At 65.7% G+C, this 12,762-nt stretch carries 9 protein-coding genes; 2 read left to right on the top strand and 7 right to left on the bottom strand.

Annotated features, from left to right (window positions below):
• Window positions 1-38: 38 nt before the first annotated feature.
• Together C1A15_RS04300 and C1A15_RS04295 are read right to left on the bottom strand one after the other, a co-directional pair.
• Window positions 39-2,333, bottom strand: a complete 2,295-nt coding sequence (locus C1A15_RS04300) for an N-6 DNA methylase (RefSeq protein ID WP_101721418.1) — start codon at window positions 2,331-2,333, stop codon at window positions 39-41.
• The gene (locus tag C1A15_RS04295; RefSeq protein ID WP_180952988.1) at window positions 2,323-3,873 is read right to left on the bottom strand and encodes a LuxR family transcriptional regulator; all 1,551 of its coding nucleotides are present in this window, start codon (window positions 3,871-3,873) and stop codon (window positions 2,323-2,325) included. Before C1A15_RS04295 ends, C1A15_RS04300 begins: the two co-directional genes overlap by 11 nt.
• 173 nt (window positions 3,874-4,046) lie before the next feature.
• Here C1A15_RS04295 and C1A15_RS04290 point away from each other — a divergent pair, with 173 nt between their 5' ends.
• Window positions 4,047-5,813 (top strand): FAD-dependent oxidoreductase, encoded by a 1,767-nt coding sequence (locus C1A15_RS04290; protein WP_101721416.1) that lies wholly within the window; start codon window positions 4,047-4,049, stop codon window positions 5,811-5,813.
• Window positions 5,814-5,963: 150 nt separating this feature from the next.
• Here the strand turns inward: C1A15_RS04290 and C1A15_RS04285 are convergent, their stop codons facing one another.
• The 3 genes from C1A15_RS04285 to C1A15_RS04275 form a co-directional block, all read right to left on the bottom strand.
• A complete protein-coding gene (locus tag C1A15_RS04285) occupies window positions 5,964-6,407 on the bottom strand; it encodes a type II toxin-antitoxin system VapC family toxin (RefSeq protein WP_101721415.1) in 444 nt (147 codons plus the stop codon).
• Entirely contained in the window at window positions 6,391-6,675 is a 285-nt protein-coding gene (locus tag C1A15_RS04280) for a type II toxin-antitoxin system RelB/DinJ family antitoxin (RefSeq protein WP_101723690.1), read from the bottom strand. Before C1A15_RS04280 ends, C1A15_RS04285 begins: the two co-directional genes overlap by 17 nt.
• Window positions 6,676-6,746: 71 nt before the next feature.
• Window positions 6,747-8,231: a helix-turn-helix transcriptional regulator gene (locus C1A15_RS04275; RefSeq protein ID WP_101721414.1), complete on the bottom strand. Its 1,485-nt coding sequence runs from the start codon at window positions 8,229-8,231 to the stop codon at window positions 6,747-6,749.
• A 252-nt stretch (window positions 8,232-8,483) separates the two neighbouring features.
• Between C1A15_RS04275 and C1A15_RS04270 the strand changes: the two genes are divergently transcribed.
• Complete coding sequence (locus tag C1A15_RS04270; RefSeq protein WP_101723689.1) at window positions 8,484-10,196, top strand: FAD-dependent oxidoreductase; 1,713 nt, start codon at window positions 8,484-8,486, stop codon at window positions 10,194-10,196.
• Window positions 10,197-10,289: 93 nt separating this feature from the next.
• Here the strand turns inward: C1A15_RS04270 and C1A15_RS04265 are convergent, their stop codons facing one another.
• Entirely contained in the window at window positions 10,290-10,643 is a 354-nt protein-coding gene (locus C1A15_RS04265) for a 4Fe-4S dicluster domain-containing protein (protein WP_101721413.1), read from the bottom strand.
• 14 nt (window positions 10,644-10,657) lie between these two features.
• Window positions 10,658-12,643, bottom strand: coding sequence for an FAD-dependent oxidoreductase (locus C1A15_RS04260; protein ID WP_101721412.1), 1,986 nt, complete (start codon window positions 12,641-12,643; stop codon window positions 10,658-10,660).
• Window positions 12,644-12,762 lie beyond the last annotated feature (119 nt).

The following is a 12,762-nucleotide window of genomic DNA, read 5'->3' as shown; positions in this document are numbered from 1 at the left end:
CCCGCCGGCCCCCTCCCGCCGCACGGGGCTTCTCGATGTCACACGTACGACCAGGGAGTCAGATCGCCCAAGGCGGCAACCTCGCCCATCGGCACGCTGCGAGCGAACCCGGGAACGTGCGCGCACGAACCGGTCGCAACCCACCGCTCCACGGTCGACACGACACGGTCGCGCGCCCCCATCGAAAGCTCGCGTGCCGCCGTCGATCCGCTCGGCACGCCGCATTCCAGCGCATTGACGAACAGCGTCTCGAACGGCGTCGCGCGCTCGTCTCCCAGGACGATGATGCTGAGCGGAGCCCTTCCGTCATCGAACAGGCCCCCGGGCAGGGACACGACCGCGCGGACGCATCCCGATCCGATCATGGCGGCGCGCACCTGAGGCTCGCAGCCCCTCGATTCGTGCAGCACGGCATTGCTCGCCGCCAGCACGGCGATGCCGTCCGGAGCCCGATGGGCAAACGCCTGCTGCACCCATGCGAGGTTCGATTTGTTCCGCGGAGGAACGCCGAACTTCCAGCGCGCATCGCCGGGGTCGGGCGCATGGTCGGTCCATTCCCCCTGGTTGGGAGGCAGCACCGACACCACCGTGTCGGCAAGCTCACCCGCATGCGCGTCCTCGGTCAACGCGGAGCCCACGGCCAGCGCGCCGTCGCCGAAGGACCATCCTTCACAGCGCGCAGCCAGCTTCGCCGCGAGCGCATCGGAGAAGCGGGCGGTCTGGCCCCCGCAGCGCGCTGCGGGGGCGAGGCGTCGCAACGCCGCCAGCGCATCGCCAGCACCCAGGTGCGGGTCGTACGCTTGCGCGGCAGAAGGGTTGAACGCGAGCGCGATGCGCGCAAGGAGGTCGCTGAGGGAAGCGGGGCACGGCGCGTCCGGCTCAGGCTCGTTTCCCAGAGCGAGCCAACGAAGCAGCGTCCCGCCCTCGCGGTCGATCCGCAGATCGCGCACCCGCTCGATCATGCGCCGCTGCGACGAGGCGTCCAACGACGACGCGCTCAAAGCGAGATCGCTCAGGAACGACAGCCCCTCGTCCTCGGCAGCGAAACGCTCGAGCTCCGCATCGACCTGCGCCAGCGCGTCCTCGGCTGCGAGGACGCGCGCCCAGGCCTCACCGTCGTCGACCAGGCGCACGAACAGTACCGGCAGCACCTCCCATGCCGCGTCGAACAACGACGCGGCCGCGCCTTCCGCATGGGCGAGATCCGACCGGACATCCTGCACGAGCGCCTCCAGCGCCTCGTACGTCGTCGGCCCGGCAAAGCGCTTGATCGCCTCTTCGCGCCCAGCAAGCAAGTCGTCGACCAGCGTTGCGGCGGCGGCGCGCGCCTCCCGCACCGCGCGCTCGCCCTCTTCGACCTCGCTGAGAATCGCCCGCATCTCGGCGTACCGTTCATCCCGCTCGTCCTCCCCGATCAGGGAAATCTCCAACGAGCCAAGGCTCTCGAGCGGAAGCGCCAGCGCCTCAACCGCACGATCGGCCACGCGCAAGCGCGGACGGATGCCCAGCGAGGCGAGCGCGAACACGAGCGCATCCACCGTCAGCGGGGCAGACGCGTCCGTCGTCAAGGCCACCGTGTCAGCCAACGGGTACGCGCCTTCGGCCATCATGCACGCCACAAGGTACTGCCCCGCCTGCCCCACGACGATGCACGGCTCCCGCACGCCTTCCTCGTCCGTACGCGCCATAACGCCCTGCGACGATACGGCCGGCAACGCGCCCTGAGCGCTGCGCTTGTCGGCCGGAAGGAGCGAGCCCTCGCGCATCGCGCAGGCGCTTCTCAGCTCCATCGTCCGCGACGAACGCTCGGCGGCTTCGCGGTAGACTGCGACTCCCTTCTCGAACAGGCGCCGACAGCGCGCCGCGCTCTCGCGGCAGCGCGCTTCGCACTCGTCCAAGTACCGCGCCACCGCGCGGCGAACGTCCGCCTCAGGCCATGGCACGGGAATATGCCGCAAGCTGTTCTCCGTGAGGCGCACGGTCTGCCCGCTCATGTCCGCATGCGCGGATGCCGGGATGCGCGATAGCACGTGCCGCAGATAGACGGTGTCGTCGTCATCGTCGCACGCGATCACGTGGTACAGATCGGTCGCCGAGAACTTCCCACGCGCTTCCGTCACCTGCAAGCATCCGGTGGGGGCCTCCACATTGCACACCGACCCCAGCAGAAGGAACCGCCCCTCGAAGGCATAGTCGTCGAACGGGACGAAGCCCGCCTCGACGTAGAGGCGGTACGGCCCCTTACGCAGCAGGCGCTGCGCCCCCCTCACGGGCGCGCAGCGGTCGTCGAATATGCGCGCGACCCCTTCCAGGCGTTTCATCTCAATCGCCATCGTATTCCTCTCTCTTCCTGAACTCCTCAACCAAGTCGAACACCTGCTGACGATTGTGGACATCGAGCTTCCGATACAGGTTCTTGCAGTGCGAGCGCACGGTGTTCTCCGACACGAACAACGTCTCCGACATGCGCGCCACATCGCGGCCGCGCATGATCAGCTCGAGCACGTCGGTCTCGCGATTGGACAGCCCGTAAGTCTTCTTCAGCAGCCGGCTGTACACGGGAACCATATCCTGCGCCACGATGACGTTGCGCACGAGGGGACGGGGCGCGGGACGGTCGTCGGATGCGCGCACCGCCGTACCGTCCTCATCGGAGGACGCATTCCCTTCAGGCTCAGAATCCGCCGTCCCGCCGATGGGATCGAACGCCCGATCGACCTTACCCTTGCGTCGCATGTTGACCACGACCCCCGCGAACGACAGCATGTAGGTCGACATGAGCGCGATGACGAGAATCTGCGACACGTCGTACGTCTGCCCCAAAGCGTCGCCCACCGCGCGGCCGATCAGCACCCCGCCGTATACGATGCTCGAGAACACCCCGAACACCGCGATCGGATCCACTTGCCGCAAATGGGCGATCTTGATGCAGGTGATCATCATGAAGATGGACACGAGCGAGAACGCCGCGTTCGCCACGCCGGCGAACAGCATGCGGTAGCCTGCGTCGAAGAACGGCAGGAACAGGAAACCGGTCATCACCGCGAGAAACACCGCCGTGTACACCGCCGGAAACGAAAGGCGGCCGCGCACCTTGTCCCAGACCAAGGCCAGGCCGCCGGCCGCCACCAGCATGCCCAAGGCGAGCGTCACGTTCAAGACAGCCGAATCGCCGCCGCTTTGCTGGGCGAACATGCGCGACACCCCGCCGACATATCCGATGGCGGCGATGCACAGCATGTAGCGCCATGTGCTGGACACGATGTTCGTGAGCGTGGTGCCGCCGCTCTGCCCGACGACTATTCCCGAAGACACCCGCCGGAACACGTCGCCGCGGCACCGCCGCAAAAACAGCGCATTGAGTGCGACGACGCAAAACACTACGATCGCGTACAGCCAATACGAGGCGACGCACGTCACGATAAGGTAGAACACCGCCGACAAAGCGGACCCGGCGATGATCCGTCGCGCCGCATCGTCCGCATCCTGTTCGGCGAACAAGCGCTGCCACATCACGAAGGACAGCGAAGACCCCGCCCCGACGAGGAACGCGGAAAGGTTCTGCAGTGCCGCGTTCTGCACGAATACCGTCGCGAACAGGCCCGCGTATCCCAACACGAGGCACACCGTGGAATGGTAGGTAGTGTCGCGTTTGCATTGCGAGGGGAAATAGAGGCATCCCAACCCGAAAGCGAGCAGTATGCCGATGTAGCCGATCGACCGCGCAGTCTCGCCGCCGCTCATGCCGCTGAACGAGAGCGACGTCATGGATGCGATATGCAGCAATCCCCATGCCGACGTGGAGCTCAAAACCAGGTAGATGGCGAACCCGACGCTGTATGCGTCGAACGCGCGCGAGATCTTCCGCAACATGGCACCCTCCCCGATGCTCTTCCCATGATGCCACCATACCCTCCCCATCCCTTCCCATGGGTGAAAACGGCGAAATTCACCCATGCCATGTGAGGTTTGCCAACGGGATGTTCGTAGACTGCGAACCGTTGAACAAGCATGCAATACCGCATGCTCGGGGTAAGGAGGACCGTATGATCACCAAGGGAACGGCGTTCGATCGCCGCAGCTTCCTCAAGGGCGCGATGCTTGCAGGTGCGGGCACCGCCGCATTCGGATTGGCGGGCTGCGCGGCAAACGGGGGCGGCTCGAGCGATGCCGCATCGAACGCATCGGCGGGGTCCGGCAACGCAGGACAGTTGAGCGCCGAAGCCATCAACAAGGGAACCTGGTCGTTCGAGATCGCGCCCGAGCCCGTGGCCGACAGCGAGATCACGCAAACTTACGAAGCCGACATCATCGTTGTAGGCGCAGGCGTCTCCGGTTTGGCCTGCGCAGCGTCCGCTACGGAAGAGGGAGCCGACGTGATCCTGTTCGCCGCCAGCTCCCAGCCGGTTGCGCGCGGCGGCTCCAACCACGGCATCGGCACGAAATTCCACGAGCGCTTGGGCATCACCGACTACACGAAGGACACCATCGACGGCTTCATCCGCCAGGAGCTGGCGCGCAACGGCTACCGCGTCGATCAAAAGAAGTGGTACAAGTGGATCAACAACAGCGCCTCCACCATGAACTGGCTCATCGACCTCATGGAGGCGAAGGGCTACACCACCACGATGGAGATCGGCTACACCGATACCGAGGGCGTGTTCACCGCGCACCCCGGCTCCCATAACTGGGTGGAGCAAACCGACGGCAAGGAATCGGGCGCGGCCACGGGCGAGAACCTCGTCATCGCCATGTACGAGGAAAAGATCAAGGAGCAGGGCGGCCAGATCCACTACAGCGCCATCGGCCAGTACCTCATCCGCGAGGACGACAACACCGGGCGCGTTTCCGCCATCGTCGCCAAGGACCCCGACGGAAACTTCGTGAAGTACGTTGGCAAGAAGGCCATCGTGCTGGCAACGGGCGACTTCTCCGCCAACCAGGACATGATGGCGAAGTACTGCTCCTGGGTCGCACCGCTTTTGCAGTACAACGAGGTCGATTACGACGCCATGTTCCAGTTCGGCGGTCTCGGACCGGGCGACGGCCAGAAGATGGGGCTGTGGGTAGGCGCCGCCTGGCAGCAAACGCTCCCGAACGCGCCGATGATCGACGCCGTGGGCCCCATGCCCTACCGTCAATCCATCGCCGATTTCTCGGGATTGCTGCTCAACAAGAAGGGCGAGCGCTATTCGAACGAAGACGTCATCTTCTCCTACGGCACCTACGCCATGATGATGCAGCCCGATATGACGCGCTACGGCATCTGGGATACCGCCTACGCGAACTGGTTCGACACGTGGGAAACGTTCGGCACCACCATCGTGGAGAACGAGGGCAAGAACGCGACCACGCCTGAGGAATACCTCGCCTCATGGGACAGCAACGTGGAGAAGGGGACGTTCGTCAAGGGCGACACGATCGAGGAGGTCATCGCGCAACTCGACGGGCTCGACCCCGAGAACGCGAAGAAGTCGGTCGATCGTTACAACGAGCTGTGCGAAGCCAAGTACGATGACGACTTCCACAAAAGCGCGACGCTCCTCGCACCCATCAAGGAAGGACCGTTCTACGGTTGCAAGCTCGAGATGAGCCCCGCCAACTTCCTCTGCGTGACGGGCGGCCTGCGCACCAACGAGAACATGCAAGTATGCGACGAGCAGAACGAGCCGATCGAGGGCCTGTACAACCTGGGCATCATGGTGGGCGACAGCTACGCGAACTGCTACAACTTCGCCATCTGCGGACACAACCTGGGCATGAACTGCAACACCTTCGCCTACATGCTGGGCAAGGACCTCGCCGAGGCATAACCGACTTCTCGGCGGCCGACACGCGTTCGCGCCTGCCGGCCGCGCTCTTCCCAGAACGCGCCGGAGCCATCCTCCCTCCCTCGGCTCCGGCGCGTTTCAAGCCTAGGCCCCGCCGGCCCCTCCCGCCGCGCGAGGCATCTTCGAACCGTACTACCAGTCGATTTCCTCGTAGTCGAAGCCTTGCACGCGGAGGCGGGCGAACAGCTCTTCGGGGGTGATCGCTTCGACGGGCGAGGCTTTGAAGTCCTTGACGTTGCGCGTGACGATGTAGTCCGCCTTGATTTTCGCGGCGCACTGGGCGACGAGGCAATCCTCGAAATCCGCCCAGCGCGAGCCGAGAGCACGCTTTGCATCCTCCGGCGATACTCCTACGACCTGGAGGAACGACAGGTTTTGCTCGATCATCTCCTGAGCGGCGTCGCTGCCGTAGTCTTTGCGCAGCAGGTAGTAGATATCGGTCAGCATGTTTACGCTGATGTAGGTGGACGCTTCCTGCACCACGCCCAGCAGGCACGCGCGGCGAGACAGCTCGTAGAACGGTTCGCGCCGGCCGATATGATCGAGGATGATGCTGGTATCAAGCATCAAGTCCATAGCGATCCTTCAAACGCGCGTCTCGCAGCTCTTCGTCGGTTATCGTCAGGGGGCGCTTCGTATGCACCCGATCGAACGCTTCGATGCGACGGCGCAGCTCGTCCTTGTCGGGCTTCTCGCTTTTCTCGAACGGAAGGCCGTCGTGCTTCACGGTGTATTCGAACAAACGCCTGACAGCCGAGGACGGAGTGTAGCCTTCGCGTCGCATGATCGCGGTGGCCCGATCCTTCATGTCGCCGTTCAACCGCACGGTCATAACCGACTCCATGGCACCTCCTTCGTATGTAGTACATGTACTACAGTATAGAGGGAAGCGCCGCAGCCCGCAAGGGCCAGCCCCTACCCGAACGCGTCCAGCTGGTCGAGGAGCTCTTGGCGGGAGTTCACGTCGAGCTTGCGGTAGATGTGGGTGGTGTGGGTCTTCACCGTGCCGGTAGTCACGAACAGGGCGTCGGCGATGTAGGGAAGCGTCCGGCCGCGCGCCAGGTAGCCCAGCACCTCGGCCTCGCGCTTCGTCAGGCCGTGGCTCTGCGCGAAGCGCGCTGCGCGCTCGAGCACGACGGACTCCGGGTCGGCGGCCACGGGCTCGCCCGGGTCGCCCGAGGGCTCGACGGGCGCCGGCGAGTCGGCCGAGGAGCGCTCGCCTGCCGATTCCGCTTCGCCCGCGCGGCGCACCAGCATGAAGAACAACGCCAGCAGGCCCAGGCCGCACATCACGTCCATCACGAAATCGCCGGAGCCGAACAGAGCGTACACTTGCTTGCCCACCACGTTGCCGGCGAACACCACGCCCGAGATGAGCCCTTGCCCCACGCTGAACGACAGTAGCGGCGACAATCCCAGCTCCTGCGTGCTCTGCGTGATGACGAGGAACACGAGCACCTGGAGGAAAAACGCGCTGCCCTGCACGAGCGCGCCACCCACGGGAACAGCCGCCGTCCCGAATACCATGATGGCCACGAGCCCCACCGCCGTGAATGTGACGGTGATACGGTACACGCCGTCAACCGAAAACGACGTGCGACGCGCGGTCAGGGGCACGAGCACCATGGTCGCGATGCTCGCGCACACCACGATACCGCCGAAGAACAGGCTGTCCACACCCGCATACGAGCGCCCCATCAGCACCGACGCCATGAGATTGCCGATGAACGCGGCCGCGATCAGCACGCTGACGGCGCGCCACGGAAGCACGCGAGCCTCCCACGAGCCCGCCATCAACTCGCCGGGCGTCTCGGCCTCGTCTCCCATCGCGCGCGAGGGGAACACCTCCGACGACAGCTCGTGGCGCATGGCCGCGTCGCTGCGCCACAGGGCCCAGGACGCCAGGGGCAGCACGCAGACGAGCGCGATGCTCGCCGAACCGGGGATCTGCGCCACTACGAGGTACAACAGGTACGCCACCAAAAACGACAGCACCACGAGCGAGCGCATGCGCCGAGAGCCCAGCGAGTAACGGGCGCCCCACGCCACGCCCAGCAGCATGACCGCTCCGCCGTCAATCGCCCCGCAGGCCACGATCACGGCCAGCGCACCCGCGCGCACCGCCCACGCCAGCACGAGCGTGGTCAGCGCAGCCAGCAGCGCCGCAACGAAGAACGCCCCGCGCTTCACGATGAAGCGCCGCCAGCGCGACGCGAGCACCACGACGAGCGCGCATACCAGCACCGAAGCCTGCGACGCGAAGAACCCGTATTCCAAGCCGATGCTCGCATCGAGGCCGCCGCGCTCGGGAAACAGCGCCGGGCTGAGAAAGCAGAGAAACCCCCACGCCCACAAGAGCGCCGAGCCTAAAACCACCCTCACGTTGTTCGCGCGCATCATGCGCCCCCTCCCCAATCTCGCGCATGCCCATCAGGTCGCTTCTGGGTATCCTACCGCATGCGCGCTCGCCAAGCCGCGACAACGAACGATGCTCACCTGGGAAAACGCAAAAATCTACCGTTTCGTCAGATGCGGTTCGACCCGTCGTTTGCCATGCTGCAACACAAGGAAGCCGTGCCGAGAAGCATGACGGGGCACAAGGCCGAGCATGTCGGCCTCAGTCGCGGCTTCAAGCGAACAAGGGAGGATCTCATGAACCAGCCTGACAAGAACACGTCCAACCGTCTCAGCCGCCGCTCGTTTCTGACGGGAGCGGCCGCAACCGCCGGCCTCGCCGCCTTCGCGGGGCTCGCCGGCTGCGCGCCGCAGACCGCCGCAAGCGACTCCGCGACGGCGGCAACCGCATCCGGCGCCTCGGCATCCGGCAGCGCCCCGGCGGGCGTCATGCAGACCACCGACCCCGCCCAAGCCGTGTGGCCCGTGGTGGAAGAGGTGGAGGTGGGCGCCGCCGGCGAGGGCAAGATCGCCTTCGTGGCCGAGCCCATCGCCGCGAACGACATCGTAGCCACGCACGACGTGGACGTGGTGGTGTGCGGCCTCGGCCCCGCCGGCGACGCAGCGGCGCTGGCCTGCGCCGAGCAGGGCCTCAAGACGGTGGCCGTGGAGAAGCAGACCACCGGCAACTACAACTCCGCCACCATCGGCGGCACGAACTCCAAGCTGCACGAGCATTGGGGCATGACGTACGACACCGACGCCTGGATCAGCGACGCCATGGTGGATTGCGCCTTCCAAGGCGACATGGAGCTGTACCGCCACTGGCTTGAGAAGAACGGCGAAGCCGTGGACTGGTACATCAGCCACTTCGACAACCAGAACCCCGACGACTACCCGCTGACGTTCGCCGCGGGCGACTTCCCCGATTTCCGCGACGAATGGGACAAGACGTCGCTGTCGCGCTCGTGGAACACGTCGCTCAACCTGCCCTACCCTCCGGGCGAGCTGGCGGGCATCCTCGCCGGCATCCTCGAGCAGGCCGGCGTGGAGATCCGCTACAGCTGCCCCGCCTGCCAGCTGGTCACCGACGATTCGGGCAAGGTGACGGGCGTCATCGTGCAGAGCGACCAGGGCTTTGAGCAGTACAACTGCGCGAAGGGCGTGGTGTTGGCAACCGGCGGGTACGAGTTCAACCAGCAGATGCTCAAGGAGCGCTGCCGCCCGCGCGGCGTGCCGGGCAGCTGGCTGACGGGCGCGTTCGGCAACACGGGCGACGGACATCAGATGGGCCTGGCGGTGGGCGCCGCCGAGGACGAGTTCCCGCACGCCATCATGCTGGACCCCGAGCAACTCATGCCGTATCTGCGCGTGAACAAGCTGGGCAAGCGCTTCACGCCTGAGTACGAGCCGTACGGCCACTTGGCGCTGGCCATCCAGGCGCAGCCGGGCACGTACGACTTCTACGTGGTGGACAGCGCCATCGGCGAGAAGATCGACAAGATCTGGACGCCCAGCTCGTCGTGTTACGGCCCGAAGGAAGTGTGGACCGCGGCCGCCATGAGCGAGAAGGCCCTCAAGGCCGACACGCTGGAGGAGCTGGCGAAGCTCATGGAGGTGCCCGAGGACCAGTTCACGGCCACCATCGAGCGCTGGAACGAGATGGCTGCCGCCGGCAAGGATGAGGACTTCAACTTCCCCGGCGAAATGATGATGACCATCGACACGCCGCCCTACTACGCCACGAAGGAGTTCGCCGACGGCCTGTGCACCGCGGGCGGCCTGCTGGTGGACACCGAGTGCCGCGTGCTGACCAAGGATCGCCAACCCATCGACGGCCTGTTCGCCATCGGCCTCACGTCGGGCGGCATGTTCTTCAACACGTACCCGCACAACCTGAACTGCCTGAGCCACACCCGCAACTGCCTCATGGGCTACACCGTGGGCCAGGTCTTGGGCGGCAAAGCGTAACCTCGCCGCACCGCTTGCACCCGTATCCGTAGGCCCCTCCCTCCTCGAGGCCCCCGCCGGCAGCACGCGGGCGGGGGCCTCCGAACGAGCGATCTACTTCGAGCCGCTCCAGCTTCCCGAGCCGGAGCCTTCGGCCGCGGCGGCAGCCGCCTCCTCCGCCGACTTCTCGGGCTGGGCCAGCGTCGCCTCCTTCACCGCCGCCGGCGTGGCGGCGTCGAACGTCGCGGCGCGAGCGGCGGCCAAGGCGTACGACGCCTGGACGAACGATATCTCCAGCGAACGCCCCTTGCAGCCGACGAAGCACTGACCGCAGCTTTGACAGTTCTCGGGATACGCGATCACCGACTTCATCTCGTTCTCGTCGAAGCGGAACACGTCCATCGGGCACACGGTGACGCAGTTCTTGCACCCGATGCAGTTGTTCAAATCGTAGCGAATGACGCTCATCTCAAACCCCCTTCTTATTTCTTCCAGCTGCCGGACGACTCTTCTTCGGGTAAGCCCTTCGCCTTGGCTTCGCCGGGGAACCTCACGCCGTAGCGCGTGGCGTAATCCTCGGAACGGTCGCCGGCCCACTCTTCTTTCACGGGAATCTTGTCCAGCGCCATCGAACCGTCGTCGCCCTTCGTGATGGCGATGTAGCACAGGTACGACTCGTCGTCGCGGTAGGGATAGTCGGAGCGGTAGTTCGTGCCGCGGCTCTCCTTGCGCTCCAAGCTGGCGCGCAGCTTCATCTCGGCGGACAGCACCTTGTGCTTCATCTCCAGGCACAAGCGTTGCTGATGCGGGTTCGTGGCCTGCAGCTTGGGGATCACCTTGTCGCGCATCTGCTGCACCTGCACGAGCGCGGCGTTCAGCGATTCCTCGGATTTCGAGATGAGCACCCACCACGGCGCCATGATGGCGTGCAGCTGGTCGCGGGCCCAGTCGGGGCTGAAGCCCTTCTCCATGGCAAGCGGCGCCTCCACCTCCGCCGTCACGGCGTCGATCGTCTCCTGCAGCACCTTTGCCTCGGCGGCGCCGGCGGCGTACGCCGCGGCGGCCTTTCCTGCGATGTCGCCCTGGATGGACGTGAAGTTCGAGGTGAAGCCCACGCCCACCGGGTATGCGGAACCCGTCACCGCGCAGCCGTTGATGCCGTCGCCGGCCACCCACAGGCCCGGGATGCCCGTGGCGCCTTCGAGGTCGTCGAAGCCGCACCACACGCCCGACGAGAAGTGGGAGCACATGCCCACCGCGGCACCGTAGCAGTCGCCCTTCGGCTTGGGACTCATCATCTTCCCGATGCGGATATCGTCGTCCTTGCCGCTCAGGCTGCCGCCGCGTCGCCCGATGTCGGCCGCCGCTTGGTCTTCGATGTTGGTGCCGTCGTTGGCGGCGAGACCGTTGATGGTGTTGGTCACGCGACCCATGACCATGGTCTTCTCTTTCGTCTGCGCGTAGCTGACCGCCGTATCGGCCGTGATGTCGCCGCCGCACAGCCAGATGTTCTCGAGCCAGTCCCACGAATTGGTGACGAAGGAGTCGCCGGACGCGTACGACGCGGTCACATGGAAGTCGTCGTACTCCTTGCCCACGATGGGAAGGCCCAGGTTGTAAGCGATGTACTCGCCATCGAACGTGTCGCCGCCCACCGGGTAGCCAGTGGGTTTGTAGCATCCGCCGCCCATCGCCATGACGACGGACTTCGCGTGAAAGGTCATCACGGCGCCGCTGGGCACGTGGAAGCCCACCGCACCCGTCACCCGGTCGCCATCGCGCGCCACGTCTACCACCATCGTATAGCTGACCACCTCGATGCCGTTCTGCTCGAGCAACGGCAGCCAGCGCGCATGGCGATCCTTGTCGAGATTCGCCTCGTGGTAGCCCTGGAAGTCCAGGTCGTCCCAATACTCGGTGTCGACGCAGCGGTCGAACCGGTCCATGAGACCCCATCCCGCCAGGCGCTCGTACGCCTCCTTGGAATGGTCGATCCACATCTGGTACCAGTCTTGGTTGCTCACGTATTCCGAGCCGATCATGATGCTTTTCTTGAACGCGTCGGCATCGTCGCCCATGTCGGGGTCGAACCATCGATGCGAGCTCGGCCAGGGCGACAGGCCCGAATAGCCCGGGCAGCCCTTGTCGACGAGCACCACGCTGGCGCCCGCTTCCTTCGCCGCCATCGCCGCGTTGAGCCCCGCGAACCCGCCGCCGATGACCAGCACGTCGCACTCGTACGTCGTGGTGTCGGGCGCGGCCGCTTCCGGTACGGGCAACTCGACCGTAGTGCGCGGCTCGCCGGTCGCGGCGTTCGCCTCGCTGCCGCTGGCGGTGGCTGCCGTCTGCGGCGCGCAGCCTCCGAGGGCCGCCATCATGCCCAGGCCGCCTGCGGCCAGGCCTCCGGTGCGCAGGAACGCGCGGCGCGACATGCCTTCGGGGGTGATCCCCATCCTCTTCTCGCTCATAGACCTCTCGCTTCCTCCCAAACCCCGCTCGGGGGCGTGTTTGCCGCCGAGGAAAGCGCGGACGCGCCGTCGGATCCGGCCACGCCGCATGCGCCTCGGCACCGCGAGCATCCCGCAAA

The organism is Eggerthella timonensis (genome assembly GCF_900184265.1).
In the GTDB taxonomy this organism is placed as follows: domain Bacteria; phylum Actinomycetota; class Coriobacteriia; order Coriobacteriales; family Eggerthellaceae; genus Eggerthella; species Eggerthella timonensis.
This window is presented reverse-complemented; position numbering and strand designations above follow the sequence as displayed.